Here is a 25,714-nt window from a genome sequence, read left to right on the forward strand (position 1 = left end):
ACCCCCTGCCACAAATGAATTGGAGGGGGCTTTATTGGTTATTTTGAGAATTTTGCTAGGCAGTCTAACCAGTCTTGATGACCATTAATCATTGGATGGCTTTCGTCTTGTGCCATTGCTTTCGCAGGTGCACCAATTTGAGATTCTTGTGTTAATATTCTTAATCTGTCTTGTGGTAGTTTTTCGATAAGCCAAGCGTGATAGACGTCTAAAAACTCATCTCCTGTCGCATTGTTCCAACCATGCCAAGCAATACGAGCTATATTTTCCTCGATCACAAGTTCTTCCATTTCCGCTTCTATATCAAATCCAAAAGTCTTAAATTTGAATCGTGTATCTTGTTGTAATTTAGTTGATGACTGATTATACATATTTATATCGCTACTGTTTGCATAATATTGTTCCCATTTTGAAGTATCAATCAGATTTTCTATAACATTTTCAAACGCTAAATCTTTTACTATTATTTCATTGGAAGCAAAATTATCAGTTATGCCTGGTAGCCATTTTTGTGGCCAGTTAATTTCATTTAACATTTTATCTCTCCTCTTATTAAAGTCGAAGTAAGCATACCACCGTCTTACTCGCTTGAGAAGATTGCACTTTTTTGTAAGTTACTATCAAAAAAGTAACTATACAGTATTATTGATTGCTATTTTTAACAATGTAATCGCCCATATATGTTTCGCCCCAATTACACATTTCATTTAAAATTGTTTCTAGCGTTTTGCCATAATCTGTAATGTAATATTCTGTTTTTGGAGGTACTTCTGGATAAATCACTTTTTCAATAAAGCCGTCTTGTTGTAGCTCTTTCAACTGTTGACTTAGCATTTTGGGTGTCGCTTGCGGTAATCGTTTTTGTAATTCATTGAATCTTAACGTATCGTCTAGTAAGTACCATAAAATAATAGGTTTATACTTACCTCCAATTAAACTAATAATTGCTTCGACCGGACAATTAAACAATCTATCTTTCATAATTAATCCTCCTATTATAGAGTTCGTGATTTTATAAAACGACAATGTCTTATATTTTATAATCTATTAACACTCTTATTATATTACAAAAACCCCTTAAATTAGATTAAGAGGTTTGTTTATTAAAATAAAATAATTTTATTTAATAATATCTATAAGCTCTTTGTTGGCTGCAGAGCGTGCCGGCACCCAGCCAAATATAATACCAATAAGTGTTGATACACCCACCGCAATGATTACAGAGGTTAGACTGACGACACTCTGAATATATTCTGGTGTGACTGCTGCTACAATTTCAGCAATGGCGATGCCTAAGCTCAAGCCAATTAAGCCTCCAATAACGCACAAAATAATACTTTCTATTAAGAATTGAAATTCTATATCTCGTCCCTTGGCTCCAAAAGCACGTCTTATGGCAATTTCTTCTGTACGTTCGCTAACTGAGATATACATTACGTTCATTACACCTATACCTGCGATGAATAATGAAATACCTGCTACGGCAGCAACAAAGTAAGTAATGCTATCAAAGATTTGCGTAATTTCTTTTAGAATCTTTTCGTTATCTTCATAGTTATATTTACCCGCCCCAATGCCTGTACCATTTTTATTTAATTCATCAACAACTTTCCTAGCGACATCTTTTTTCTGTACACCCTCTACTAATGATAATTGTAAAGCAGGATAATCTTGCGTTAAATTATTCATATATCGATCAAACGTTTTTGAAGGCATAAACACATTGGCAGGGTGTAAAGGGTCGTTAGCAATGCCTACAATTTTATATCCTTGCCCGTCTATATATAAAGTTTGGCCTATGGCATTCCCTTCAAAAGTTCCGTGAGCAATTTCATCATTCACAACGACAACTTTTTTCTTTAAGTTATTATCTATTGCTCCAAAACCTTTACCTTCAGTTGTCTTTTCTATTTTATTCTTTTTTGCAACACTCAAATCTATAGTAGGTTCATCACTATTATTAATATTTGTCGCCTTTACAGTAAAACTTTGTTTATCATCTATTTTAATCTTTGCCTCAGTGATACCGTCAACTTGTCGTGCTATATCAATATCTTGTTGGCTAAATGGGTTTTTCTTCACCGCTTCGCCACTTTCTGTAAAATACGTTATGAGCGCTGAATCTTTACTGATACCCGATTTTGAAAATTCATCAGTGGCTGTCTTTTTAAAACCATTACCTAAAGACATGATAGTAATTACTGCCGAAATACCGATAATAATACCTATCATCGTAAAAATATTACGTCGCTTATTTTTTAAAATTGCTTTAATTGAAGTGACAATAATATTAGCTAAATTTTTCATTCAACCGCCTCTTCTCTTTGGATGCGACCATCTAGAATGTGAATAATACGGTCTGCTTTATCCGCAACTTTGCGATCGTGAGTAACTAAAATCATCGTTGTCTTGTGGTCTCGATTTAACTTGATAAATAATTCAATTATATCTTTAGAGGTTTCGGAGTCTAAAGCTCCCGTTGGTTCATCGGCAATAATAAATTTCGGTTTATTAATGATTGCACGCGCTATTGCTACGCGTTGTTGTTGACCTCCAGATAATTTATTAGGCACTAGATTTTCCTTATCAACTAATCCAACATCATTAAGTGTACGTATTACTCTTTTTTTACGCTCTTGAGAATTTAAACCAGCATAAACTAAAGGAATACTGACATTTTCTAAAATAGTATTATTTTGGATCAATTTGAAATTTTGGAATACAAAGCCTACAGTTTTATTTCTTATTTTAGCCAAGTGATTATCCGAGCTTTTTTTAAAATTCTCTCCATTAAAAAGATATTCACCTTCGTAACCACGATCTACAAAGCCTAAAATATTAATCAGAGTACTCTTCCCTGAGCCTGATGGACCCATAATCGCGATAAATTCGCCTTCTTTAATATGAAAATTAATATTTTTTAAAATATGATTTTCTTCATTACCATTTTTAAAGTAACGATTAATATCTATAAGTTTTATCATGAAGCCACCTCAACTTTGTCTCCATCATTTAAAGACTTCTTAGGATCCACGATAAGCTTATCTCCCGGTTTTAATCCTTTTTTAACAAATATTTCTTTGTTCACTTTATCTATAGTAATCTCTCGTTTTTCTACTTTGTTATCCTTAGTTAGCACGAATACACGATTATCTTTCGTTAACACCGAACTCGGTAATTTAATTGCATCTAATGGCACTGTTATTTCAATTGAATATCCAGCACGTAATGGTATGTCAATATTATTAATAATAACTGTATATTTGGACACCTCTGCATCATTTCCACCGTTCGGGTCTGAATCTACTGGATTTTCATGTGGCGTTATAGCATCTTTATCTTCACTATCTGAACTTGCAGCGAGTGGTTCACTCACTTTATGTTCATAGCTCTTAGGCAATTCAGCTATCTTTTTAATTTCTCCTTTACCCTTTTTACCATTATTCGTGACTTTGATATCTACTTTGTCACCTTTTTTAATCGACTCTAAATCAAATTCGGAAACTTTGAACTTAATTTGTGCTTCGTCGGAAACAAGTTGAAGTATCGGCTGCCCATCAGTTAAATTCCCACTATTTTGAATATCTATTTTGCCATCGAAAGCCGCATAAATACTGTCGTTCACTTGTCTATCGTGTTGATTTAATTGTTGTTGTGCCTCACTTAACGCTACTTGGTCTTGCGTTAATTTCTTTTGTAGTTCATTGTTACGTGGTTCTTTATTAATATTTTTATAATCATCATTTACATTTTTCTGAGCTTCATCGACTTTTTGTACGAGCTGTTGGCGTTTATTTTGGTAAATATTATAGTTTATTAACGGTTCTCCTTGTTTAACCTTTTGCCCATCGGTAACTCGAGTACTAATAAACGTCCCAATCTGACTATTGTTGTTATATGTTTTTATTAACTTTGGCGTCGCTTTTCCTTGTAATTTAAGCGCACTTACCTTTTCAACTTGGTAGGTATCATAACCTTGTTCTTTATTACTACTATTAAATGAATTTACCTTTTTGACTGCAAAATAAATTAACAATACTGAAACGAGCGCGATGACTATTAACCATTTACCTTTTGTAGATTTAACAAACCTTTTAAATTTATTGATCATAGTAACACCTCTGGTAAACAAATGATTAGTTTAATAATGCACAAAATGATAGTTATCTTTTTCAATTTACTAAAGTAATAATATAGACCTGTAAAAATTATTACATCCATAAATGTCATAATCTTATCTGCAATATCAATCGGCACATTAAAGAAATCATTAATAATCAATGCACATAAATTTGTAACGGTATATCCAATAAGCAATGACAAAAATAAGTCTTTGTTTTTAGCAACTTTCGCTTTATCAAACAAGAAGATAAATAGTTTTAATATGTAAAACACGATGAAAAATATTACGATATTCGCAATCGTCATAAATAGTATTAAGATGATATTAAATTGGCTAGTATCCATTCCTAGCATCGTTTTAAGTGAGTCAATTTCATTACTAGTGTTAGATTCTTTGGACATAAAAGTGAAAAAATATAACAAACAAGATAATAAATAAGGAATCATTATAGCTGAATAGAAAGAAAGTGATTTTATTTTTTTCATGTTGTAACTCCTGATGTTTTATTTTCGGTAAGTTGTGATTGAGGGTAATATTCAATTTAAAGATTAATATTTGTAGCTTAGTATTACAAACTCCTCGTCTTATATATAATATAAATTATTTAATGAATTTTTACAACTCTATTTTCTGAAAATTATAATAATAAACTAATTTAAAATCTTTCTCCGTATAAATTTATTTGGGTTATATTGTCTTTGAGCTTAATTTTTAGTCTTAACTCGTACATAATTAACGCAAGAAAGAATTAGGAGGATTATATGATTAAAGCAATCCTATTCGATTTGGATCAAACATTATTAAATAGGCAAGCCTCTGTTGAACATTTTATTGAAGCACAATATGAACGATATATTGATTATTTAAGTCATATATCAAAAGCTAAGTTCAAAAGTAAATTTATGGATTTTGATAATAATGGCTACGTGTGGAAGGACAAAGTCTATGCCCAGCTAATCGATTATTTTAATATTCAAGGTCTAACGAAGGATGAATTATTAGAAGATTATATAACTACTTTTTGTGATTATTGTGTGCCTTTTCCGTATTTATTCAATATGTTACATGATTTAACAGCTAAAAATTATAAATTAGGAATTATCACAAATGGCAAGTATCCCTTTCAACTGCATAATATAAAAGCGTTAAAATTGGATACATATATAGATACTATTTTAATATCAGAACAAGAAAATATTAAAAAACCAAATCCCCAAATTTTTGAAAAAGCCGCTAAAAATCTCGGTTTATCAATGCATGAGTGTTTATTCGTCGGTGATAACTTCGAAAGTGATTACCAAGCTGCTAAAAATGCCGGCATGCATGCTATATTGAAAACAAATCATCAAGCTGTACCTAACTGTAACACGCCTTTTATCAATGATTTGGACGAACTAATACCGTTATTAAAAAACGTCTAGCATATCTGCTAGACGCTTTTTGTTATTTACCTTTATGTTTGGCTTTCGCTTTTTCACGTTTGATCTTACGCTTACGTGCCTTAAAGGCATCTTTTTTTGCCTTACTTAATTTTTTACGTTGTTTCTTGTGCAGTTGTTGTTCTTCCTTAATCGCCAACTGTGCTTTAGTTATATCTTTAGGTGCTCGTTGTGCTTTAACCACTTGTCTTTGTATACGTTTAGGATTAACTTTATTGCTTTTCACTTTGGTATCTACCGTCGTCTGCGTAGCATTTAACAGCGGTAACAACTTGTAATGAATAAAATTTAATATTTGTTCATCGTTTGGTTCTGTACCAAAAGTATATTTAACAAATTTAGACTTCCCTTCTGTCTTATATTCAACAAGTGCAACGAAAAATTGGCCATTATGAAATAATGATAAGTCCATGATGTCGCCTCCTCAAAAATTTTTCAGAAATGATGGACGACCTGAGGAGGAAGGTTACTGACAAAGTATACTTTGCATTGGGACTACCAACCCAATTGTGTTTCTACATTTCCACATTTATCTTAACGAATTATGCACCATAATTAAAGTTACTGGAGTATGAAGATTAATAATTATGGGATAAATCCACAAAATACTCGCTTTGCCATTGCTGTGTTTTTAATGCAGTTTTGTTTAATTGTTGTTCCCAATCTGGATAAACACGCAAAGCCATCTTACCGTTATATAATTCTGACTGCACTATTCCCTTTTTTAATAATATGTCCTTAGGGAAAATAAATTGACCTTTATGATTGTTATCAAGAACATTAATGACCAATGTATCGGGAAAATCTTCATATTTAAATGGCGTATTTTTGTTTTGTTGGTTTTTACGCCATATTGCTACAAAATAGCCTGCTTTTTTCGGTGTTTTCTTAGCCAATCTACTCTTATAACATTTACCGTCCACGTATAGATTCAAAGCTTCATATTCACTATTCCACGTTTCTATTTCAATGGCATTATTTGGTATATGAGAAAACATCTTTTTTAGTAATGCTAAAGAATTATAATGAGTTACATCGCCATTCGACATGCATTTTTCCCCTTTCACAATTATCGTTTAATTCACATGCTAATTATAAGTATTTCACTCTCGTTTATAGTCTATCATAGTCATTTTACAAACTTATAAACATTGACAGTTTTTACAGAAACGAAAACTTTGACCTTTCTTTACCATTTAATGTACCCTAATGCTGTATTAAATAATAAGGGGGTTATATATATGACTAAAGATACTCAAAATAATAACCAATCAGATGTGCTTACAGAAAAACTATTAGAAACTAGAACTGTAGTGATTTCCGGGGAAATAAACGATGAGGTTGCCAGAGACGTCTGCAACAAATTATTATTGTTAGAATCTATGAGTGACGACCCTATTAATTTATTTATTTCAACACAAGGCGGCCACGTAGATTCTGGTTTTTATATACGTGATATGATTAATTTTATTAAACCTAAAGTTAATATTATAGGTTCAGGTTGGGTAGTAAGTGCCGGTATTTTCATCTATTTATCAGGAGAAAAAGAAAGAAGATACAGCCTGCCTAATACAAGATTTATGATGCACCAACCAAGTGGCGGTGCCCAAGGACAATCAACTGAACTTGAAATTACTGCAAAAGAAATCGTTAGAACTAGACGTAAAATCAACGAAATCATTGCACAAGAAACAGGTCAATCTGTAGAAAAAGTAGAAGAAGATACAAATAGAGACTACTGGTTAACAGCCGAAGAAGCGCAACAATATGGTATCGTAAATAAAATTATTAATACGCGAGATGAAATTAAATAATAAAACAAAATTCCTATTTTAAAAAAAGATTTTGTAGTCTCGCCACGACAATGATAAGTGGAACTAAAAAAAGCTTAATAAAAGTGCATTTTTAATTCATTCATCTACTGCATATATAAAAGTAGCGTCTGAAGACAATATGATGTCCCAGACGCTTTTTTTATTGCTAAATTAATAAATTATTAATTATTTAACTTACAAATTTTTATAATCTTCAACACTTTGAATACGTTGCTTTAATTCTGTAATAGCATTATCAAGTTCATATGTTGCATAGCTACCAGCTAATAAGTTTTGTGCACGTGCTACAGAAGTTTTTAATTGAGCCTCGTCTTGGTTTACTGATAAATGACTCTCAGTTAAATAACTTTGAGCTTGTGTTATAAGGCCATTTAGTTGATGCTTTTTCTTACTTAACTCCGCTTGACCAGCTTCAGATTGTAAATGAACTTCAAATACTTCGTTATAGATTGATGATACTTTATTGATAGCTGTTAAAACGACTGCCTCATTTTTAGAATTTTTCTTTTTATCAGCATATCTTAATACGCTTTTTAATTTATTTTGATAATAACTAGATCCAGTTTCCTTTGCCCACTTAACATAGTAGTGACGTGAATCGAGCAAGCTTTGTAAATTTTCTTTTGGTGAAACTGAGTAATTATGGAATTGATATTTCTCTGCTGCACTTACTTTACTCTCTTGTACTGTTGAAACACTTGTCGTAAATAATAATGCACCTGCAATACCAATAATTAATTTATTCTTGATGTTCATTGGATGCCTCCTATTGTTAGTATTCCAAAATTAATCATATATTATTTTATAACTACGGAATACGTCCAACGTTACTTTAGTAAAAAGCGTACAAAAATAAGTAAAACCCTGAAATATAGTTCTTCCAGAGTTTTAAGATTAATAATGTTGTTATGAAAAAAATACTATTATAACTAAGTTATGAGCACTATGAACTTGTCTTTTTTATTCATCATACAATTAATATGAATAATACTATTGCCCAGTTATATCATTATATAAATCAATAAACTTTTGCCCTTCTTTTTTGGCTACTTGGTTAAATTCCCAATGTTCATTTTCTGAATCTTTAATACTGATTTTGTATAGTTGCATCGACAAACTCATTTTCATATTATTTATCTCACTAAAATAAAAGTCATTTCTTATCTCAGTTCCTTTAAGTGCACCGTTGGCTTCAAAATGTACTTTGTCCCCAAATAATGTTAAGACTCCCGGCACATTGTTTGCAGGATATATTTTCATTGCTGCATATATGGACAACACTTCTTGTGACATCATTCCCCCCCCATCTTTAATGACAACCGCATTGCCTTTAAAAATACTATTCATCAAATATTTAACCTATAACAACGATATTAATCATATTTCAACAAAATTAATAACGTTTTCAATTTTATTACTAAATATACTTCGAAATTACAATTTTAGCGTTATACTATTGATGGATAATTATTATTAAAGGACTTAACAAGGAGTTTAATTATGGAGAAAAAAAGTGAACATCTAGTTGATCCCGAACTTAAAGAACATCTGGATCAATTTCGTAAAACACCATTAAACGCTGAGACTTTGCATTATTTAAGGGATAATCAAACTAAAAACAAAAATTTTTATACGCCCGAGCATCTTCCTGTAAACATGACTGAACGTACGATACCTGGGCTAACAAATGCCCCAGATGTAAGAATTATCATTTTCACGCCTACCACTAGCTCTTCACCTAAACCTGTTTATTTGAGTATTCACGGGGGTGGAAACATAATGGGTGCAGCTGATTTAGATAACGAAGAGAATGCTAAATTGGCAGTTGATTTAGATTGTGTCGTAGTTGCCGTAGATTACAGATTAGCTCCAGAAACAAAGCACCCTGGTGCTTTAGAGGATACATATGCCACATTAAGCTGGATATTCAATAATCACGAAACATTAGACATTGATAAACATAAAATAGCTATAGGTGGATCAAGTGCCGGAGCGGGACATGCTACTAGACTTGGACTTTATGCAAGAGACAATAGCGACATTAACATTATGTTCCAATATTTAGAAATGCCAATGCTAGATGACCGTACTTGTATAAATGACGTAAGCCCATATGCAGGAGAATATATTTGGGATAATAACAACAACTATCTGGGATGGTCATCACTTCTCGGGCATGAACCCGGTATTAATGACGTTTCACCATATGCGGTACCTGCACGTGCAGAAGACCTATCGGCACTTCCTCCGACTTTAATTATTGTAGGGGCTTTGGACCTCTTCTTAGAAGAAAGTATGAATTTCTCTCAACGTTTAATTCACGCGGGAGTACCAACAGAATTACATGTTTATCCTGGCGCATATCACGATTTTAAAAGTATTAAAGAGGCACGTATTTCAAAATCGATGCAAGAAATAAAATTAGCAGCTATGCGTCGCGCATTTTATGGTTAAAAATTAATTTAAAACACATATAAAAACACTTTCGTCTTATGATAACGAAAGTGTTTCATTTATTATGCTTATCTATATACTAGACCACCATCAGTGATAATGGATTGTCCTGTAATATAATCTGAGTCCTCAGAAGCTAAAAACGATACAAGATTCGCAACATCTTCAGGTTTCTGATAACGACCTAGTTTAATGTTCGCAGAAAATTGTTCGAAAGCCTCTCCCGGTTGTAAATCATCATTATACTTAACCATTTCTGCATCGATGCGATCCCACATACTCGTTTTAGCTACGCCCGGACAATATGAATTTACAGTAATACCATATTTGGCAAACTCTTTAGCAGCTGATTGGGTTAAAGAACGCACAGCATGTTTCGTAGCTGAATATGCAGATAACATTTCATAAGATTCATGTCCTGCGATACTACAAGCATTTATAACTTTACCTTTGCCGTTATCTTGTTTAATAAATTGATTAACTGCGGCTTGCGTACCATATATTACGCCATTAACATTGATACTGAATAACTTGTCTAATTGGGCCTCATCGATAACTAAAAACGGAGATACACCATCTACGCCTGCATTATTTACAAATACATCGAGTTGTCCAAAAGTATCGACGGCGAATGCCACTAATGATTCTTGCTCTTGCTTTACTGCTACATTACTATTATATGATGCAATGTTGTATCCTTTGTCTTTAAATTCTTGCTCTGTTGTTTGTAGTAATTCCTTGTTAATGTCTTGAATAACAACGTTAAAACCATCGTTTGCTAAACGTTTGGCAATACCTTTACCTAAGCCCCCTGCTGAGCCAGTTACAATTGCTACTTTACTCATTTCATAACACTACCTTTTAATTACTATTTACACCGGTGTATTACTTTTATAATAGCATGAAGTAAGCAAAATAATGATAGATTATTTTTTCAGTAAAATTATTTCTAAGAGAACTAATAAAGTAGGTAAATACTAATCTATATAATTGTTAGATGTACATTAAGTTAGTTTCCTTGTTATTTTAATAACTGTTTTGACGGTATTACTATAATGTAATAACAACGACATTACTTTTAAAAAAGAACAATATGTTATGGTTATTATAATTATAAGTATTTGACCATCTAATTTTACTAAGGAGGCTAATATTTGAAAGAAAATAATTTCCGAGGAAATAATAATAAAAACAAAGCAATATTAGTGTCATCATTACCAATATTTATATATTTTATAGTACTGTCGATACATACGATTATGACTAAAGATAGTTTAATAGCTACCGGTTTATCAATATTTTCATTAATTATTTTTACTACGATGACCACTATATTGCTTTATAGTTATATAATAAATAAAAAACATGTACAAGATCATAAATAATTAAGGGGGTACGGTATGAAATTTATTTGTTTTAACACTATGACAGAAAAAGGTCTTAATAAAAAAGTGAATGAGTTTTTGGAAGAAAATCCTTATATAGAAATTATTAAATTTGATTATGAAGTTGGAACAAGTGGCTACGGCGTAGGCATATTATATGACGAGAAGAAACGCATGTAATCATGACCAATTTTATGTACATAAATTACTTAAGCTTGGCATTAATTTGCCAAGCTTTTTTCATGCTTATTATTTTATGAATTTTACTTTCTACAGTAATTCGTTTACTAAATTTCCTTAGTTATGATTCCTTGTTATAAAGCGTGATAGCATTTAGTTGAAAAGATTTAATTATAAACACCCACTTCATAAGGAGGCACAACTTTGAAATTTAAAGAACTATTTAGCAAAGACGACAACAATAAAGTGAAAGTTTTTATAAAGAATAAATATAATGAATTTTTAAATTTAGAAATGAACACTTATAACATTACAGTATTAGTGATTTCGATTATCCTTGTTAGCGCCATAATGACACCATTTTTAGGCATACCACTCGGTATCTTAGCTGGGATGTACATTATCGAAAGTAAAAAGAAGAAATAAGCAACTACAAATGCTATTAAAACCAAAAACTTCGGCAAAGTACTACTTCTATAGCAAATCTCGGAGCTAATAAAAGAAGACACATACTTTCCAGTAAGCATAATTGGAATAAAGTAACTACAAATAATTGGAATAGTGTTTCTAAAGTCATATCTCACGTTATGAGGCACGGAAAACAAAATAAAGACAATAAAAAAGCACTTAACATGAGTGGAAGAAGCGTAGTAGTAACTTATACACGAAAAAATGGTAATATATATGTATCTAATGGATGGGTTATATAAATGAAAAGCATTAATATTTTATTAAATTTATTACCTAAAGAACTTCAAAATATATTGGAGAATAACGATATTGATGAAGTTTTGACATATTTTATATCAAATGATATCTCTGATGAAAAATTAGTGTTTTATTTATCAATTATGGCTAATCAAGTTAATACTATTGAATATCATGAGATGATTGCTAGCGTTTATCATTTTCACTTTAACTATATTGATAATGCATATAACTTAGCCTATTATCATTATTGGCAATCTCTAAAGCTTTCACATTTTGAAGATTACAACCTTTTAAATGAATTTTTAGAAATTCTAGATGAACCAGAATTTGATATAATCAATAATGAGGATATCAAAACGATTGCAAATAAAATTATTGAAAAAGATCCAAAAAATAAACTAGCTATTAAATTCCTAGATAATTAACTAATATTTAAATTATAGGAGCAATGAAGTTTAAAGTTCATTGCTCCTTATATGCATGCTTGCCTAAATTTTGTAGAAAAAGATAGTATTACAAATCAAACTTTTAGAAATCGTTTTGGTTTAGATTCAAAGAAAAATTCTGTAGCATCACGTATAATTAAGCATTAGTATTCAAAAAGTTATCAAATCATCATTTTAAAGTGATTTTGAAAGGCTATGAATCCGCACATTATTTTTCAACTTGTCGAGCAATTATATCCTTGCACCTCTTATCAAAAGCACTTTTTTACCTTAAATTATTTTAAATCGTGTTCCTATTATTGCATATAATCATAAACGCAATATAAAACACTTACCTGTTGATGATTGTGAATCTAATTATGTTTAAATTTATCATCACAAGTACGTCTGCCATCAATATGTAAAGATAAGCTATCTCTAATATCAGAACCTAACGAATCTAGTACAAAGTCAATTCCTTCTGTTCTTGCTAATTTAGCAGCAGGCACAAAGTCACTATCACCAGCTATTAAAATGATTTTATCAACTTGTTTTTTAAATGCAAGTGATGCGATATCAAGGCCAATTTTCATATCTACACCTTTTTGTTTTAAAGAAAGTTCAAAATCCCTTTCCTCTAGATCACTAATTTTGGCACTACCGTTTAATAACTTTTTAGTTGTTGAATATTTTAAATTATATGCAACTGATGACTCACTTAATTCACCTAACCTAAGCGCTACTTTTCTTTTTTTACTTATTTCTTTAAAAAAGTCTTCAGTCCAAGATTTTGTTTCACTTTTAGCAAAATCAATATTCTTTTTGAGTAATGGATGATAAATCTGCTTATCAATTGGAGGACAATCATAATAGAATATTTTATATAATTTGTTATGTATCTCTTCTTTAAAATGTTTTTCTTTTAAGTGTCTATTACAATATCTATATAATTCATCAGCTCTTTCTTTAGCTGTTACTTTCCCGTATATCTTAGCACTTCTTTTGCGATAATATCCACCATCCACTAAAATTGCTAATCTTTCCACTATACCCTCCCACTATTAAATACAAAAAACCTATGATTTCGAAATCCCCGTATGGTGGGGTTCCTACTCTCATAGGTGGATTAACTAATTTTTCTATGAAAAAAATAATACCACCTATAAAACGGTATTTCAATATATTTCTTTAATATTTCGAAACTTTTGGCCTAATAGTGTAACTACCTACAACGTTCAACTGATAGGTGTATAAACTATTTTATCTCTTTAAAGCTTTTTTATTACTGATTCTGAAATAACAAAATCTAAACTAGTAGTTTCTAAATCTATTGAGCACACATTTTCATTATTTTCCGTGTCATCTTCGAAATTTACTACAAGTCCAATAAATTTTCTGTTATTGATATCTATCAATTCTACATTCTTACCTACATAGTCTCATAATTTATATTTCAACTAATCACTCTTTAATCCTCTATAAAAATCTCTAACACCACAAACACTTCCCATATGATTAGGTAGTTTTGAGTCTTAATTAAATGCCAGTTATTAACTTGTATATTTTTTACTTATTATAGCAACAAATAATGCTGTTGAAGCATTTATATTTTTACTTTTATCTGTGAATTATTTACTATATTTTTCTAATAAACCTTTTCTGTTAAACACTAATTACAAGTCTAATTTCCTATCTGAATGTATAAAGCTCTTATTTCCTGCCCCTCGACCGATAAATTTCCACACAAAAAATAACCCCGTAAGCCGAAGCCCACGGGGTATGTAAAGATACAATATCTATTATAAATTTATTAACTATTCAACATTTTCTAATGGTAAACTCATACCTTTCCAACCTTCTAAAGCACCAGCTAACTCATAAGCTTCAAAATCATTTTTGTACAATTCTAATAAAGCTTGTTTACCTAAAATCGTCCCACCTGTCCAATCATAAACAACATAAACACTATTTTTAGGCAATTCATTTAAATGCTTATGTAAATCTTTAGCTGGTATTTCAGTAGCCCCTTTAATTTTGTCCTTTTTAACTTCTTTAGGTGCATTTCTTACGTCTAAAACTGTATATTTATTTGTACCTTTTTCCATATCTTCAAGTACTACATGGTGATTTATATACAAACTTAAAAATGTTTCCAAAAATTCAATTTTATTCATAGTTTACCCTCTTTTCCATATTACTTCTTAATTTATTCATTAAACGATAAAATATCTCTTTTTCATGTTCATCAAAATCATTAAACATATTTGATACAAAATTGTAGTTATTGGGTAAAAACTGTTTCAATTTTGAATATCCTAGTTCAGTCATTTGAACATAGTTTGTACGTTTATCATTAGGTAAATTGATTCTTTCAATAAATCCCTGTCTTTCTAAACCTTTAACTATGCCTGTAATTGTAGATTTTTTATTTCCTATTTTCTTGGATAATTCTGATGGAGATAGAGTTAAATTTTTTTCATATGATAATAACATTAGTATAGAAAATTTAGCCTCTGTTAATTCATATTTTTCTATAAAACTATCATATTTATTTCTCATGATTTTGTATGATTTATTGATTTCAAGATATAACATGACAGAAAGAATATCTAAATTACCATATTCTTTTTTTAACCCTTCTAATTTTTTATAAGTTGGGCTATCTATTAAATAAAATTCGTCCACTTAACATCCCTCCATAAATAGTTAGGTACCTAACTATTTATAAATTAACATACATCTCTATATTTTAAAAGCATAAAATAAATGATATGAAAAAAACATTTCACTTTTCTTATAGATAAACTACCTAATAACACAAAATAATTTATAATTTGTTAATACTAATTATATAAATATAGCACTATTCTTCATTTTAATACTCTGCAAAATTTCCAAATAAATTGCCACACAAAAATAACCCCGTAAGCCTAAGCCTACGGGGTTTGTACAGATACAATATCTATTATTGTTCTTCTTTAACATATGGTAATAATGCCATATGACGAGAACGTTTGATAGCGATTGTCAACATACGTTGATATTTAGCTGAAGTACCTGTTACACGACGAGGTAAAATTTTACCACGTTCAGAAATAAAACGTTTTAATAATTCTGTGTCTTTATAGTCGATGTGTGTAATTCCGTTTGCTGTGAAGTAACAAACTTTTTTACGACGACGTCCGCCTCTTCTTGGTCCACCTGCCATGGTTAACTGCCTCCTTCAAATTAGATTTTTTTATAATACGTTCATTGATTGTCTTGTTTATCTTAACACTCTCAAAATAGTGTTTAACTATGCACTAATAATTAGAATGGTAAGTCATCATCACTAATATCAATAGGACCGTTCGCATTAGCGAATGGGTTGTCTGATTGATTATTGTTTGATGAATTGTTGTTATTACGTGACGTGTTTTGTCCAGATTGTTGACCACCAAAGCTTTGTCCGTAATCTTGGAAGTCATTGCCTCCAGATTGGTTTTGGCGTTGGTTGTTTTGGTTTTTAGGTTCAAGGAATTGAACGCTATCACAAACAACTTCTGTAACAAAGATACGACGTCCTTCTTGATTTTCATAGCTACGTGATTGTAAGCGACCGTCAACGCCAGCTAAACTACCTTTTGATAAGTAGTTATTAACATTTTCTGCTTGTTTTCTAAAAACGACGCAGTTAATGAAATCAGCTTCGCGTTCCCCTTGCGCATTGGTAAACGTACGATTCACTGCTAAGGTAAATGTCGCAACGCTCACGCCTGAGGGTGTTGTTCTGTATTCTGGATCCTTAGTTAAACGACCTACTAAAACAACTCTGTTTATCATTTAAGCGCCCCCAATTATTTTCTTGTCTTATCTTCGTCTTCACGGATAACGATGTAACGGATGATATCATCGTTAATTTTAGCTAAACGTTGGAATTCGTCAGTAGCTTCGTTATCTTCTGTTTGAATACGAACGATGTTGTAGTAACCTTCAGTGAAATCATTGATTTCATAAGCAAGGCGACGTTTACCCCAGTCTTTAGCTTCAAGTACTTCTGAACCTCTTGAAGCTAAAATGCCGTTGAAACGTTCAACAACTGCTTTTTTAGCATCTTCTTCGATATTCGGACGAACGATATACATAACTTCATATGTTCTCATTTATCTTTGCACCTCCTTGTGGACTATACGGCCTATTAAGAATCAATAGGCAAGGAATAATTTTCATTACTCACAATCAAGAATTATAGCATAAGCTTTTACATTTTACAATGCGTTTACCATCCTCGAATTATTAAAAATGGCTACGGTATGTAGTTTCATAATTAAATATATGGGTTAATTAAAAACATTTAAAATGTGATGTCGCGCCATTAAAATATTTTAAAAAGGAAGGTTGCTAAAACGCTTTAATTATTTTAGCATAGGTTCTAATTAAAATTAAAAATTTTAAAAAATATAATCTTAGTGTGTTAAAGGAGAAATATATGGTTTCGTTAATGAAAAAAGGAATTGTAACAACGTGTGCGTTAGCAAGCACTGCATTAATATCTTATTCGGCAAATGCTGCTGAACAACCAAATGCTCAAAAAGGGACAATGGGTTATGGTTATAAGCAATATTTAGAAAAACATCCAGAGAAAAACAATCAAAGTAAAGTACAAACTGAAGCAGGGACAACAGAACAAGGCAAACGTGTCTTAGATATTTCTGAGTGGCAAGGTGACTTAACTGCAGATCAAGTTAAAAAGTTAAAAGACAACTATGATTTTATTATTATTCGTGCACAATATGGCTCTGAAAATATTGATACTTCACTCGAACATAATTCTGCATTGTTAGATAAATATGATTTGCCATTTGGCGTTTATTCTTACAGCATGTATGAAAACCCTGATGATGCACGATATGAAGCACAAACTTTATACAATAGAGCGCCAAAAGCGAGCTTTTATATAAATGACTATGAACAAAACTCAATAACTTCTGGCAGCATCGACGATAGTACAAACGCTTGGTACGATGAAATGAAAGGTCTCGCAGGTAATAAAAAGGTCTTACTTTACTCTTACCAAAACTTTATGGAAGAGAACTTAACTAACACTGTTAGTACTTATGATGGTTTCTGGTTAGCTAACTATAGCGAAACTCAACCATCACGTGAATATGCATTATGGCAATATACTGACCAATATCATTCACCTGAACTTGATCAAGATGTTGATGCTAACTATACAAGTCCAGATAAAAATACAAACTGGTTTATTTCTTAATAACTAACAACGACCAAGTCATAATAGACTTGGTCGTTTTTTACATATAACGCTCTATAAATAGATTAATGTGTTTATCTTCAAGTTCCTCAACGCGTTTTTCTTCCGCTTCGACATCAATAAACCATGTGCTTTCTACCCATATTTGATAATGTATGACTTCATGTAACAATATACGACATATATTGAGCTCGGCATCATAGCGGCCCAATTCGGCTAATAAATATTGAAAATCTTTAGCAGTCACTTTTATTAATGCCTTATCAAAAGGTGAATGTGGCGCGCTAAATTGACCTGCAAAATCATATTCAGTTGTAGAAATTTTAATATCTACTGGCATGGGAAAATCAAATTGTTCTTTTATATATTGGAGACAAAGCTGTAACGTCTTTTTTAAATTTTTATCTACTTGACGTGTATAGCTTATCGTAGGAGTACTATCTATTGGTTTGTACTTTAAAAAATAATATTGATACATCATCATTTGTTGTAAAAATGCTATCTTTTGTTCATTACTAGTTGACTCGACGATTTCGCTATAGTGTTGTTGACGCTGATCTGCAATATAAAAAATAGCTAATTCTCGACAAATATCATACAACACGGTTAATAATACGTTGTCACCGCCAGTTATACATTTCGAGTAATAGCTTTCCGGTTGTCGGTAATCTTCAATGTCATTAAGTGAATATAATATTTTTTGACTGTCCTCGAAAACGATTGTATCTTCTACACAATCATTCACATAAAGTGTGTCATTTGTAAAGGTTATTAAAACTGGTTTAGTCGTTATGTAATAGTCTTTTAACCAACTATGATAAGAACGCAACATCATTTCTAACTGCTGCGTTATATTATCGTATTTAAAAATTACTGAATTCATATTAGTGCTTCCTTATCGTTTCTTTTTATTAGAGCCTTTTGTCTTTTTGCCACCTTTATGTTTTTTACTTGGTGTATGCTTTTTAACGTTATTACTTCTCGGGTTAGACTTCCCTTTCCATTTACTACTTTTTCGCGCCTTGTTTTTCATTTCACCACCTTGTTTACGTTTACCACGCGCATCGGCAACGTTAGATAATGGATTGTATTCATTTAGCTGTTGAACCTTTAAACTTTTTATATATTGTTGCCCTTCAGTTGCGAAATATTCAATAGCTGAAAACATTAAAACTAAAGTAAGTATACTCGCAATAATTTTAGTTTGTATTTTTCTATACATAAAAAGAACTCCCCTCGTGTTAGATAGGGATTATTATATATAGAAATAGGGTGGCTCAACGTATCGTTTTATAACTGTTAAAGCTAATCATATTACGAACTAAAACTGCGTTATACCAAATACCATTTCTTTTTTACTGCTCCCATTAATTTATTTACAACATAAAAAAACACTCCCTTATTATAAGGAAGTGTTTATCAATATTGTTATTATTAGACGTTAAATCTAAAGTGAACGACATCTCCGTCTTTCATAATATATTCTTTACCTTCTAGACGTTGTTTACCAGCTTCTTTAGCACCGTGCTCACCATTGTATTCTACGTAATCCTCATAAGATGTTACCTCAGCACGTATAAAACCACGTTCAAAGTCAGTGTGAATAATACCCGCACATTGTGGTGCAGTCATACCTTTTGTAAATGTCCAAGCACGTACTTCTTCGACACCAGCAGTAAAGTATGTTGCTAAGCCTAATAAATCGTATGTTGTACGGATTAAACGGTTTAGACCTGGTTCTTCAATACCTAAATCTTCTAAGAACATTGCCTTGTCGTCTTCGTCTAAGACAGCAATCTCTTCTTCGATTTTTGCACTGATTACGATAACTTCTGAATCTTCGTTTTCAGCATATTCACGAATAGCTTTCACTTTATCATTTTCGTCATCGTTGATTTCATCTTCACCAACGTTAGCAATGTATAACATATCTTTAGAAGTTAGTAGTTGCGCTTGGTTCACAAATTTTTGATCTTCATCATTAAAATCGATACTGCGCACTGGTTTACCTTCTTCTAACGCTTCTTTAATTGTTGTTAAGATACGTACTTCATTTACCGCATCTTTATCTTTTTGTCGCGCCATTTTTTCTACTTTAGGCAAACGTTTTTCTACAGATTCTAAGTCTGCTAATACAAGTTCCATATTGATAACTTCGATGTCTTCAATAGGGTTAACGCGACCAGATACGTGCGTTACATTGTCATCGTCGAAAGCACGAACTACTTGGCAAATTGCGTCTACTTCACGAATATGTGAAAGGAATTTATTACCTAAACCTTCCCCTTTAGAAGCACCTTTGACGATACCTGCTATATCTGTAAATTCGAATGTAGTTGGGATTGTTTTTTTCGGTTGAACCATATCTGTTAAAACATTTAATCTGCTATCTGGTACTTCAACGATACCTACGTTAGGATCGATAGTCGCGAATGGATAGTTTGCTGCTAGCGCACCTGCTTTTGTAATTGCATTAAAAAGTGTAGACTTCCCTACGTTAGGTAAACCTACGATACCTGCTGTTAAAGCCATTAGTTATTCTCCTTATCTTCCTCTACTTGATTAGATACAAGTACTTTTTTTAGTTTTTTATTGAATGTCTGTCTTGGAATCATAATACTGCGCTGACAATTTTCACATTTTATACGGATGTCTGCGCCCATACGAATAATTTTAAATCGATTTGTGCCACATGCATGTTGTTTTTTCATCTCTACAATATCATTAAGGTTGTACTGTGATGTCATTCTTTACACCTCCACCATGAGCTACAATTAATTACTGATTATTAGCATCGTTTTGTACCATAGTTGGTTGCGGTACCTCAATGCCTTTTACGTTAAAGAAATGTTGAATCTCTCTGCGTAATATACGTGCACCCGATGCACCTTCACCTGGAATTGTCTCGGCAGAAATACGTAATATAAGTTCATCTCTTGTGAATGAGTCAACACCTATAAATTCTGGCGTAGTAATAAATAAATAATATTTTGAACGCATAGAAGTGAATAATTCTTTTAACTGTTCTTCTACTTTATCAACATTTTCGGTAACTGCAATAGGTATTGCTACGATTGCTGCGCCATTTGTTACTGAGAAGTTAGTGATCTCACCCATGCTACCATTAGGTAAGACAGTCAATTCGCCACTTATAGTATTAACACGTGTTGATCTTAAGCCAATTGATTTCACGGTACCTTCTGCTACTGTAGTACCACCACTATTTATTTTAACATAGTCACCGACATCGAATTGATTTTCAAAGATAATAAAGAACCCTGTAATAATATCTTTCACGACAGTTTGAGCACCAAAACCAACTGCCAAACCGACTACCCCTGCACTGGCAATGATACCTTCAACTTTAATACCTAATCTGCTAAGAATAGTAGTTACGACGATGAACCATACTACATAAGTCACAATGTTTTGTACTAGTGATATCAAGGTTTTTGAACGTTTCTTGTTAGCTTTTCTACCTCTATTTTGCACTTTAAAAAATTGTTCAATAACTTTGTTAGTAATTCGGATTATGATTAATGCTAGGATTATGTAGACAATAATCATAATTAAATTCGAAATAAGCGCTTGATAAGTTTCGGGTTTCGTTAAAGGTTCAATAAGTGAACCTAGAATTGATTTAACTTGATTCAACAATATATCCTCCTCGTTGCTAATCTGAAAGTCCATTATACATTGTTATTTGTTTAAACAACTCCAACCTAAGCTTTAAATATAATATTTAACACTTCGAATTGTAGCTTACGCAATATCTATTTCTGAACATACTCGCCTATTATAGCAATAATTCACACCACGATAAAGCAAATTATTTTGTACTTCTTATCTAAATCAACACATTAAAACCTCCCTCAAATTTGATGCTATTTGAAGGAGGTTTAGCAAGATATAGTTATTAAATTATTGTAGTGGCTACTACGACCTTTACAGAAAGTGTTAAATAAGTGTGCGCGTATACTCCATAGTTTACTTTCACACTTCCTTCAGTCTAAACGCCATATCGCATCGACTGCTTGCGCTACTTGTTTTGGAGATTGTGGGTTTTGCCCCGTTACCAATCTCTCACTCACTTTGACGTAAGGTCTGAATGGCAATTTGGCTTTACTATACTTAGCACCACGCCTTTTTAATTTAGTCTCTAATTTATAAGGGACTAATTTATTACGGTTAGCTAATAGTTCTTCGACATTGGAAAAACCTGTTAGTTCTCTATTATCAATGAAAAATCTTCCATTATCATTCTTAACATTTACTAATGCAGCAATCCCATGACAAACTGCTGCAACAATACCACCATTATTGTAAATGCGTTTAACCGCTACTTGAATATACTGATTATCTGTAAAATCATACATTACCCCATGACCGCCAGTGAAATAGATACAATCATAATCATTTGGATTGGCTTCACTAATGGGTTGGGCATATTTCAATAACTTCATAAAGTTCGCATCTTTATAATACGATTTTGTAGTTTTATCTAACATTGCCGGGCTAAGACTAACGGGATCGATGGGCGTATTACCGCCACTAATATTATATAAATCAATTTCATAACTACTATCATTGAAATAATCATAAAAATGAACCAATTCGCCTAACCAAAGCCCCGTCTTTTTATAATGTTCACCAAAAAAATCTGAACTTGTATTAACAATCATAATTTTTTTCATTTTAATCACTAACCTTTAGTTATTATTTATCCATTGAAATAACAATCTTACCTTTAGCTTTACCACTACTTGAGTATGCTATCGCGTCTTGTGTTTGCTCAAACGGATACACTTTATCAATAATTGGCTTAATCTTGCCTTCATTTATTAAGTTACTAATAATATTTAACTGTTCGCCGCTCGGCTGCATAAATAAAAATTCGTAATTCACATTATACTTTTTAGCACGTCTTACTAATTTAGCGGAGGCGCCGCGTAATAATAATTGTTTAAATATATTAAGTTTTAAACGTTTCGCTAATTTAACCGTTGGAATACCTGAAACTGACGCAATCGTGCCATGTGGTTTCAATATTTCAAATGATTTATCTAAATTTTCACCGCCAAGCGTATCAAATACACCATCATAATTACTTAAACGTTGTGAAAAGTCTTCAGCTTTATAATTAATGATTTCATCAGCACCTAATGCTTTTACTAGCTCATAACCACGTTCACTTGCAGTTGTTGCAACATATAATCCCATTGCTCTGGCTAATTGTATTGCGAACGTGCCTACACCACCAGCGCCTGCTTGAATCAACACTTTATTTCCAGCTTTCAAATGCATAACGTCATTTAATGCTTGATAAGCAGTTAAACCTACTAGTGGAATACTCGCCGCTTCTTCAAAAGATAACTGTTCTGGTTTTAGTGCAATCTCACTAGCATCAATTGCGATAAATTCAGCAAATGTACCTATTTTTTCTTTTCTCGGTCTTCCATATACTGCATCTCCGACTTTGAAGTTTTCTACCTTACTGCCGACTTCAGTAATAACACCTGAAAAGTCATTACCTAAGATTAATGGAAATTCAAATTTTAGTAATAATTTTAAGCCGCCATCGCGAATTTTATAATCTATCGGATTAATACTGGCCGCTTTTATTTTCACTCTAACTTCATAAGGATTCATACTCGGTACCGGCATAGTTTCTTGTTGTACTGGGTGCTTACCGTATTTGTGAATAACCATCGCTTGCATATCAGTTTTCATTCTCTCACTCCTAGCATTGACTACGTTATGTCACTGTAAATTTTATATTCATAATTACACATTGTTCATATACTTAGCAATTCATAAAGTTTAACTATCTAACTATCTTTCTTTTATGCGCCATCACATTGCCACAAACAATTACAAAGAACAGAATAATAAAAATCACAAAACCATATATTTCTCCTGAATTTAAATGATGCTCTGCCAACATCTTATTCATCAATAAAAATATAATGTCTAAAGAATATATTAAGAATAAATGCAAATACATCGTCATAAATCCTGTCTTGGATCGAGTGTTTTTATCAGTGGATTTATAATGAAATGTATAAACTACAAACAAAATAACGATAAAGACAAAATATAGTGTGTCTGTAATATTTACATGGTTTAATTCAATATTTTGAATTAATAATACAAGCCCTTCGCCAAACAATAATATAATTAATAAGCTTAAACGTTCTGTTAGATGATTAAAGAAAATCTCATTCTCTTCCGAGACTTTATAGAATAAAAGTGGATAAACTGCCACGATAAATATACCTATAAAGTAGACCCAAAAGTTAATTTGTGACGGCAATAAAGTAGAAATCAATGCAATGATTACAGTCAATGATAGACCAGTCGTATATACTTTTACCAATCGAACATCTACTTTAGAGCCACTCAACTTATAATTTATAAAATATTGAATAATAATACTGAAATATATTAGTGCTGACGTTAATACAAATGGTTTAAATGTATGTTGAAAGTCTCCATTAATAGCTTTCGACAATATAATAATCAAGAACATGTCTACAAAAACAAACAAATATTGATACCATTTCTTATTAAATAGTCTATTTACGAGCAAGGTACGATAAATCCAAATCGAATAAAACACTAGGAATAGCATAAAACTTTTACCTAAACCTTCTGGCGACATTAAGTTATGTGATATGCCTTCGACCGTGTGATTAATCGTCGATAAAATATAGACGAAAATCAAATCGAAAAATAACTCTGTCATACTAACTTCTTTCTTATCCATATTTTCACCTCTTTTATGCTATTCATTCTCTAAAATTTCAAATTTATTGCTATTAAGTTATGCAAATTGGTATAAAAAAAGACTTTAGTAACATACTAAAGTCTTTAGTTGCGTTAAAATTGTTGTTTTAGTATCCAGTCATTTAAATGTAACCGTTCAGGGTTAAGTTGGTCCATTTGGTCGAAATCAACCTCATATCCTTTATCTTCTAACCATGATCTTTCTGCCGTACCACTTGTAAATGAACCTTGTATTATTGCTGGTTTAGAAGTTGCAGATGAGAATATTTCTATCACTTCATTTAGTGATAATTCGTCAGATGCTATCTCGATTGCTTGATGATTATATTGCGGTACTGCATTAAAAATATTCACGGCTATTTTAGCGATATCGTCAGTTGAAATCATCGCAAATTTAATATCGGGTGAGATAAATTCTGGTATATAAATACGACCTTCTTCAACAGTCGTAATTCTTAAGAAATTATCCATGAAAAATGACGGCTTAATAATTGTATAATTTAGTGATGAAGCTGCTAATGTATCTTCAATTTCAGCTAGTGCTTCAAAATGTGGTCCCTTACGATTTCGGTTTACACCGCCGGCCGTACTATATACAACATAGTCTATATTTTGCTGTTCTGCCGTTGCTATAATGCGTTTACCTTGGCGCAATTCTTCTTCAACATCATCTTTAATAATAGGTTGAACGCTATAAACGCCATATTGTCCTACCATCGCTTCTTCTAATGCTTCTTTATTACTTAAATCACCTTCAAAAATCTCTAAATTAGCATGGTTTAAAGCTGCTAATTTTTCATTATTTGCGTTACGCGTTAAAGCACGTACTTGCCAACCTTCATCTAGCAATTGTTGAACTACTGCATAACCTTGCTTTCCAGTCGCTCCAATAACAAGTATACTTTTTGTCATTTATCGTTTACCTCCATAGTTATAGCGGGAGAGCTACACTTCCATTGTGCAAAGTATTATAGACCTCTACTATATCTTTTCATAGTTCATTATAGCATGGTTATTGTTATAACCTTTAATAACTCCTCGTAATCATCACCATTGTAATTTTTATTATTTTACAACATTGCATACTTCTATATGTTTGAAATTAAATTGATTGTGTATAAA

At 31.8% G+C, this 25,714-nt stretch carries 33 protein-coding genes and 1 pseudogene; 8 read left to right on the top strand and 26 right to left on the bottom strand.

Going from position 1 to position 25,714, the window contains the following annotated elements:
• Positions 1 to 38: 38 nt before the first annotated feature.
• From C7J89_RS00920 to C7J89_RS00945, 6 genes are all read right to left on the bottom strand, one after another.
• The gene (locus C7J89_RS00920) at positions 39 to 536 is read right to left on the bottom strand and encodes an SRPBCC family protein (RefSeq protein ID WP_103295210.1); all 498 of its coding nucleotides are present in this window, start codon (positions 534 to 536) and stop codon (positions 39 to 41) included.
• A 106-nt stretch (positions 537 to 642) separates the two neighbouring features.
• The gene (locus C7J89_RS00925) at positions 643 to 981 is read right to left on the bottom strand and encodes a winged helix-turn-helix transcriptional regulator (RefSeq protein WP_061854232.1); all 339 of its coding nucleotides are present in this window, start codon (positions 979 to 981) and stop codon (positions 643 to 645) included.
• A gap of 138 nt (positions 982 to 1,119) precedes the next feature.
• On the bottom strand, positions 1,120 to 2,307 hold the full coding sequence (locus C7J89_RS00930; protein WP_103295209.1) for an ABC transporter permease: 1,188 nt from the start codon (positions 2,305 to 2,307) through the stop codon (positions 1,120 to 1,122).
• Positions 2,304 to 2,984 carry an ABC transporter ATP-binding protein gene (locus C7J89_RS00935; RefSeq protein ID WP_103295208.1) on the bottom strand — a complete coding sequence of 227 codons (681 nt, stop codon included), beginning with the start codon at positions 2,982 to 2,984 and terminating at the stop codon, positions 2,304 to 2,306. Before C7J89_RS00935 ends, C7J89_RS00930 begins: the two co-directional genes overlap by 4 nt.
• Positions 2,981 to 4,111: an efflux RND transporter periplasmic adaptor subunit gene (locus C7J89_RS00940; RefSeq protein ID WP_103295207.1), complete on the bottom strand. Its 1,131-nt coding sequence runs from the start codon at positions 4,109 to 4,111 to the stop codon at positions 2,981 to 2,983. The genes C7J89_RS00935 and C7J89_RS00940 overlap by 4 nt, the downstream gene beginning before the upstream one ends.
• Positions 4,108 to 4,608 carry a hypothetical protein gene (locus C7J89_RS00945; RefSeq protein WP_103295206.1) on the bottom strand — a complete coding sequence of 167 codons (501 nt, stop codon included), beginning with the start codon at positions 4,606 to 4,608 and terminating at the stop codon, positions 4,108 to 4,110. Before C7J89_RS00945 ends, C7J89_RS00940 begins: the two co-directional genes overlap by 4 nt.
• 276 nt (positions 4,609 to 4,884) lie before the next feature.
• On the opposite strand from C7J89_RS00945, the gene C7J89_RS00950 reads away from it, so the two are divergent.
• Positions 4,885 to 5,544: an HAD family hydrolase gene (locus C7J89_RS00950; protein ID WP_103295205.1), complete on the top strand. Its 660-nt coding sequence runs from the start codon at positions 4,885 to 4,887 to the stop codon at positions 5,542 to 5,544.
• 22 nt (positions 5,545 to 5,566) lie between these two features.
• Here the strand turns inward: C7J89_RS00950 and C7J89_RS00955 are convergent, their stop codons facing one another.
• Together C7J89_RS00955 and C7J89_RS00960 are read right to left on the bottom strand one after the other, a co-directional pair.
• Positions 5,567 to 5,974, bottom strand: a complete 408-nt coding sequence (locus C7J89_RS00955) for a YjdF family protein (RefSeq protein WP_103295204.1) — start codon at positions 5,972 to 5,974, stop codon at positions 5,567 to 5,569.
• Between the two features lie 166 nt (positions 5,975 to 6,140).
• Positions 6,141 to 6,611 (bottom strand): MepB family protein, encoded by a 471-nt coding sequence (locus C7J89_RS00960; protein WP_103295203.1) that lies wholly within the window; start codon positions 6,609 to 6,611, stop codon positions 6,141 to 6,143.
• A 192-nt stretch (positions 6,612 to 6,803) separates the two neighbouring features.
• Between C7J89_RS00960 and C7J89_RS00965 the strand changes: the two genes are divergently transcribed.
• Entirely contained in the window at positions 6,804 to 7,376 is a 573-nt protein-coding gene (locus C7J89_RS00965; protein ID WP_103295202.1) for an ATP-dependent Clp protease proteolytic subunit, read from the top strand.
• Positions 7,377 to 7,571: 195 nt separating this feature from the next.
• Here C7J89_RS00965 and C7J89_RS00970 read toward each other — a convergent pair whose 3' ends face one another.
• Together C7J89_RS00970 and C7J89_RS00975 are read right to left on the bottom strand one after the other, a co-directional pair.
• Positions 7,572 to 8,153, bottom strand: a complete 582-nt coding sequence (locus tag C7J89_RS00970) for a complement inhibitor SCIN family protein (RefSeq protein WP_103295201.1) — start codon at positions 8,151 to 8,153, stop codon at positions 7,572 to 7,574.
• Positions 8,154 to 8,387: 234 nt separating this feature from the next.
• The gene (locus C7J89_RS00975; protein WP_142381011.1) at positions 8,388 to 8,690 is read right to left on the bottom strand and encodes a hypothetical protein; all 303 of its coding nucleotides are present in this window, start codon (positions 8,688 to 8,690) and stop codon (positions 8,388 to 8,390) included.
• A 207-nt stretch (positions 8,691 to 8,897) separates the two neighbouring features.
• Between C7J89_RS00975 and C7J89_RS00980 the strand changes: the two genes are divergently transcribed.
• Positions 8,898 to 9,851 (top strand): alpha/beta hydrolase, encoded by a 954-nt coding sequence (locus C7J89_RS00980; RefSeq protein ID WP_103295199.1) that lies wholly within the window; start codon positions 8,898 to 8,900, stop codon positions 9,849 to 9,851.
• Between the two features lie 68 nt (positions 9,852 to 9,919).
• On the opposite strand, the gene C7J89_RS00985 is transcribed toward C7J89_RS00980, so the two are convergent.
• Positions 9,920 to 10,696: an acetoin reductase gene (locus tag C7J89_RS00985; protein WP_103295198.1), complete on the bottom strand. Its 777-nt coding sequence runs from the start codon at positions 10,694 to 10,696 to the stop codon at positions 9,920 to 9,922.
• A 309-nt stretch (positions 10,697 to 11,005) separates the two neighbouring features.
• On the opposite strand from C7J89_RS00985, the gene C7J89_RS00990 reads away from it, so the two are divergent.
• The 4 genes and pseudogenes from C7J89_RS00990 to C7J89_RS01000 all read left to right on the top strand — a co-directional run bounded on the left by C7J89_RS00990 (position 11,006) and on the right by C7J89_RS01000 (position 12,552).
• A complete protein-coding gene (locus C7J89_RS00990; protein WP_103295197.1) occupies positions 11,006 to 11,236 on the top strand; it encodes a hypothetical protein in 231 nt (76 codons plus the stop codon).
• A 15-nt stretch (positions 11,237 to 11,251) separates the two neighbouring features.
• The gene (locus C7J89_RS13280; RefSeq protein ID WP_170066435.1) at positions 11,252 to 11,416 is read left to right on the top strand and encodes a hypothetical protein; all 165 of its coding nucleotides are present in this window, start codon (positions 11,252 to 11,254) and stop codon (positions 11,414 to 11,416) included.
• 237 nt (positions 11,417 to 11,653) lie between these two features.
• Positions 11,654 to 12,126 (top strand): annotated as a pseudogene (locus C7J89_RS13540) (VraH family peptide resistance protein); the annotation flags it as partial.
• The gene (locus C7J89_RS01000) at positions 12,127 to 12,552 is read left to right on the top strand and encodes a hypothetical protein (protein ID WP_103295196.1); all 426 of its coding nucleotides are present in this window, start codon (positions 12,127 to 12,129) and stop codon (positions 12,550 to 12,552) included.
• A 374-nt stretch (positions 12,553 to 12,926) separates the two neighbouring features.
• On the opposite strand, the gene C7J89_RS01005 is transcribed toward C7J89_RS01000, so the two are convergent.
• The 6 genes from C7J89_RS01005 to rpsF form a co-directional block, all read right to left on the bottom strand.
• A complete protein-coding gene (locus C7J89_RS01005) occupies positions 12,927 to 13,598 on the bottom strand; it encodes an NYN domain-containing protein (protein ID WP_103295195.1) in 672 nt (223 codons plus the stop codon).
• Positions 13,599 to 14,366: 768 nt separating this feature from the next.
• Positions 14,367 to 14,726, bottom strand: a complete 360-nt coding sequence (locus tag C7J89_RS01010) for a rhodanese-like domain-containing protein (RefSeq protein ID WP_103295194.1) — start codon at positions 14,724 to 14,726, stop codon at positions 14,367 to 14,369.
• Positions 14,719 to 15,237 (bottom strand): MarR family winged helix-turn-helix transcriptional regulator, encoded by a 519-nt coding sequence (locus C7J89_RS01015; protein ID WP_103295193.1) that lies wholly within the window; start codon positions 15,235 to 15,237, stop codon positions 14,719 to 14,721. Before C7J89_RS01015 ends, C7J89_RS01010 begins: the two co-directional genes overlap by 8 nt.
• Positions 15,238 to 15,517: 280 nt before the next feature.
• A complete protein-coding gene (gene rpsR / locus C7J89_RS01020; RefSeq protein WP_048793676.1) occupies positions 15,518 to 15,760 on the bottom strand; it encodes a 30S ribosomal protein S18 in 243 nt (80 codons plus the stop codon).
• A 101-nt stretch (positions 15,761 to 15,861) separates the two neighbouring features.
• A complete protein-coding gene (ssb, locus tag C7J89_RS01025) occupies positions 15,862 to 16,374 on the bottom strand; it encodes a single-stranded DNA-binding protein (protein ID WP_048793677.1) in 513 nt (170 codons plus the stop codon).
• Between the two features lie 14 nt (positions 16,375 to 16,388).
• Positions 16,389 to 16,694 (bottom strand): 30S ribosomal protein S6, encoded by a 306-nt coding sequence (gene rpsF / locus C7J89_RS01030; protein WP_048793678.1) that lies wholly within the window; start codon positions 16,692 to 16,694, stop codon positions 16,389 to 16,391.
• A gap of 326 nt (positions 16,695 to 17,020) precedes the next feature.
• Between rpsF and C7J89_RS01035 the strand changes: the two genes are divergently transcribed.
• On the top strand, positions 17,021 to 17,806 hold the full coding sequence (locus C7J89_RS01035; RefSeq protein WP_103295192.1) for a GH25 family lysozyme: 786 nt from the start codon (positions 17,021 to 17,023) through the stop codon (positions 17,804 to 17,806).
• 40 nt (positions 17,807 to 17,846) lie between these two features.
• Here the strand turns inward: C7J89_RS01035 and C7J89_RS01040 are convergent, their stop codons facing one another.
• From C7J89_RS01040 to C7J89_RS01080, 9 genes are all read right to left on the bottom strand, one after another.
• Entirely contained in the window at positions 17,847 to 18,689 is an 843-nt protein-coding gene (locus tag C7J89_RS01040; protein WP_103295191.1) for a hypothetical protein, read from the bottom strand.
• Positions 18,690 to 18,701: 12 nt separating this feature from the next.
• Positions 18,702 to 19,028, bottom strand: coding sequence for a hypothetical protein (locus C7J89_RS01045; RefSeq protein WP_061854215.1), 327 nt, complete (start codon positions 19,026 to 19,028; stop codon positions 18,702 to 18,704).
• A gap of 212 nt (positions 19,029 to 19,240) precedes the next feature.
• Positions 19,241 to 20,338: a redox-regulated ATPase YchF gene (gene ychF, locus C7J89_RS01050; protein WP_061854214.1), complete on the bottom strand. Its 1,098-nt coding sequence runs from the start codon at positions 20,336 to 20,338 to the stop codon at positions 19,241 to 19,243.
• Positions 20,338 to 20,553: a DUF951 domain-containing protein gene (locus tag C7J89_RS01055; RefSeq protein ID WP_061854213.1), complete on the bottom strand. Its 216-nt coding sequence runs from the start codon at positions 20,551 to 20,553 to the stop codon at positions 20,338 to 20,340. Before C7J89_RS01055 ends, ychF begins: the two co-directional genes overlap by 1 nt.
• A gap of 31 nt (positions 20,554 to 20,584) precedes the next feature.
• Positions 20,585 to 21,460, bottom strand: a complete 876-nt coding sequence (locus C7J89_RS01060) for a mechanosensitive ion channel family protein (protein ID WP_061854212.1) — start codon at positions 21,458 to 21,460, stop codon at positions 20,585 to 20,587.
• A gap of 350 nt (positions 21,461 to 21,810) precedes the next feature.
• Complete coding sequence (locus C7J89_RS01065) at positions 21,811 to 22,500, bottom strand: type 1 glutamine amidotransferase domain-containing protein (protein WP_103295190.1); 690 nt, start codon at positions 22,498 to 22,500, stop codon at positions 21,811 to 21,813.
• Positions 22,501 to 22,522: 22 nt separating this feature from the next.
• Positions 22,523 to 23,524 (bottom strand): NADP-dependent oxidoreductase, encoded by a 1,002-nt coding sequence (locus C7J89_RS01070; RefSeq protein ID WP_115206189.1) that lies wholly within the window; start codon positions 23,522 to 23,524, stop codon positions 22,523 to 22,525.
• Between the two features lie 106 nt (positions 23,525 to 23,630).
• Positions 23,631 to 24,572 (bottom strand): low temperature requirement protein A, encoded by a 942-nt coding sequence (locus tag C7J89_RS01075; RefSeq protein WP_103295188.1) that lies wholly within the window; start codon positions 24,570 to 24,572, stop codon positions 23,631 to 23,633.
• 113 nt (positions 24,573 to 24,685) lie between these two features.
• Entirely contained in the window at positions 24,686 to 25,504 is an 819-nt protein-coding gene (locus C7J89_RS01080) for an NmrA/HSCARG family protein (protein ID WP_103295187.1), read from the bottom strand.
• Between the last annotated feature and the right edge of the window lie 210 nt (positions 25,505 to 25,714).

The sequence above is a fragment of the Staphylococcus kloosii genome, assembly GCF_003019255.1.
In the GTDB taxonomy this organism is placed as follows: domain Bacteria; phylum Bacillota; class Bacilli; order Staphylococcales; family Staphylococcaceae; genus Staphylococcus; species Staphylococcus kloosii.

Bases quoted from the DNA above. Each gene is read 5' to 3' on its own strand.
- C7J89_RS00920 (WP_103295210.1), bottom strand. From the start codon at position 536: ATGTTAAATGAAATTAACTGGCCACAAAAATGGCTACCAGGCATAACT.
- C7J89_RS00925 (WP_061854232.1), bottom strand. From the start codon at position 981: ATGAAAGATAGATTGTTTAATTGTCCGGTCGAAGCAATTATTAGTTTA.
- C7J89_RS00930 (WP_103295209.1), bottom strand. From the start codon at position 2,307: ATGAAAAATTTAGCTAATATTATTGTCACTTCAATTAAAGCAATTTTA.
- C7J89_RS00935 (WP_103295208.1), bottom strand. From the start codon at position 2,984: ATGATAAAACTTATAGATATTAATCGTTACTTTAAAAATGGTAATGAA.
- C7J89_RS00940 (WP_103295207.1), bottom strand. From the start codon at position 4,111: ATGATCAATAAATTTAAAAGGTTTGTTAAATCTACAAAAGGTAAATGG.
- C7J89_RS00945 (WP_103295206.1), bottom strand. From the start codon at position 4,608: ATGAAAAAAATAAAATCACTTTCTTTCTATTCAGCTATAATGATTCCT.
- C7J89_RS00950 (WP_103295205.1), top strand. From the start codon at position 4,885: ATGATTAAAGCAATCCTATTCGATTTGGATCAAACATTATTAAATAGG.
- C7J89_RS00955 (WP_103295204.1), bottom strand. From the start codon at position 5,974: ATGGACTTATCATTATTTCATAATGGCCAATTTTTCGTTGCACTTGTT.
- C7J89_RS00960 (WP_103295203.1), bottom strand. From the start codon at position 6,611: ATGTCGAATGGCGATGTAACTCATTATAATTCTTTAGCATTACTAAAA.
- C7J89_RS00965 (WP_103295202.1), top strand. From the start codon at position 6,804: ATGACTAAAGATACTCAAAATAATAACCAATCAGATGTGCTTACAGAA.
- C7J89_RS00970 (WP_103295201.1), bottom strand. From the start codon at position 8,153: ATGAACATCAAGAATAAATTAATTATTGGTATTGCAGGTGCATTATTA.
- C7J89_RS00975 (WP_142381011.1), bottom strand. From the start codon at position 8,690: ATGTCACAAGAAGTGTTGTCCATATATGCAGCAATGAAAATATATCCT.
- C7J89_RS00980 (WP_103295199.1), top strand. From the start codon at position 8,898: ATGGAGAAAAAAAGTGAACATCTAGTTGATCCCGAACTTAAAGAACAT.
- C7J89_RS00985 (WP_103295198.1), bottom strand. From the start codon at position 10,696: ATGAGTAAAGTAGCAATTGTAACTGGCTCAGCAGGGGGCTTAGGTAAA.
- C7J89_RS13280 (WP_170066435.1), top strand. From the start codon at position 11,252: ATGAAATTTATTTGTTTTAACACTATGACAGAAAAAGGTCTTAATAAA.
- C7J89_RS01000 (WP_103295196.1), top strand. From the start codon at position 12,127: ATGAAAAGCATTAATATTTTATTAAATTTATTACCTAAAGAACTTCAA.
- C7J89_RS01010 (WP_103295194.1), bottom strand. From the start codon at position 14,726: ATGAATAAAATTGAATTTTTGGAAACATTTTTAAGTTTGTATATAAAT.
- rpsR (WP_048793676.1), bottom strand. From the start codon at position 15,760: ATGGCAGGTGGACCAAGAAGAGGCGGACGTCGTCGTAAAAAAGTTTGT.
- ssb (WP_048793677.1), bottom strand. From the start codon at position 16,374: ATGATAAACAGAGTTGTTTTAGTAGGTCGTTTAACTAAGGATCCAGAA.
- rpsF (WP_048793678.1), bottom strand. From the start codon at position 16,694: ATGAGAACATATGAAGTTATGTATATCGTTCGTCCGAATATCGAAGAA.
- C7J89_RS01035 (WP_103295192.1), top strand. From the start codon at position 17,021: ATGGTTTCGTTAATGAAAAAAGGAATTGTAACAACGTGTGCGTTAGCA.
- C7J89_RS01040 (WP_103295191.1), bottom strand. From the start codon at position 18,689: ATGAATTCAGTAATTTTTAAATACGATAATATAACGCAGCAGTTAGAA.
- C7J89_RS01045 (WP_061854215.1), bottom strand. From the start codon at position 19,028: ATGTATAGAAAAATACAAACTAAAATTATTGCGAGTATACTTACTTTA.
- ychF (WP_061854214.1), bottom strand. From the start codon at position 20,338: ATGGCTTTAACAGCAGGTATCGTAGGTTTACCTAACGTAGGGAAGTCT.
- C7J89_RS01055 (WP_061854213.1), bottom strand. From the start codon at position 20,553: ATGACATCACAGTACAACCTTAATGATATTGTAGAGATGAAAAAACAA.
- C7J89_RS01065 (WP_103295190.1), bottom strand. From the start codon at position 22,500: ATGAAAAAAATTATGATTGTTAATACAAGTTCAGATTTTTTTGGTGAA.
- C7J89_RS01070 (WP_115206189.1), bottom strand. From the start codon at position 23,524: ATGCAAGCGATGGTTATTCACAAATACGGTAAGCACCCAGTACAACAA.
- C7J89_RS01075 (WP_103295188.1), bottom strand. From the start codon at position 24,572: ATGGATAAGAAAGAAGTTAGTATGACAGAGTTATTTTTCGATTTGATT.
- C7J89_RS01080 (WP_103295187.1), bottom strand. From the start codon at position 25,504: ATGACAAAAAGTATACTTGTTATTGGAGCGACTGGAAAGCAAGGTTAT.